Annotated in this window: 1 protein-coding gene; it reads left to right on the top strand. The window is 55.5% G+C overall.

Annotated elements, in window-relative coordinates:
• Window positions 1-238, top strand: a 238-nt coding sequence (locus MTCD1_RS22050; RefSeq protein WP_438819314.1) for a hypothetical protein, incomplete at both ends; no start/stop codon positions are given.

Raw genomic sequence — 238 nt, 5'->3', positions numbered from 1 at the left:
CTCTTATACAAGTGCCCCGAGATGTCGTTCGCTTCACGAATACACTGTCCGTGACCTATCCGGCGGTGCGTGGAGAGGTCAATCCTGTCGATTTCATCGCACTCGAAGCTGTCAGAGTCTTTCTGCCCGATCTGTATGGAGTTGTTCGGGCGAATGCAAATAGGTTCTCCGGCCACAGCCGCGACGACAGATACGAGGAGGATCGAAATGCAGCCCAAGCCTTCCGTCAGGGCTGGGT

It is taken from the genome of Colwellia marinimaniae (assembly GCF_002207865.1).
GTDB lineage: Bacteria > Pseudomonadota > Gammaproteobacteria > Enterobacterales > Alteromonadaceae > Colwellia > Colwellia marinimaniae.
This window is presented reverse-complemented; position numbering and strand designations above follow the sequence as displayed.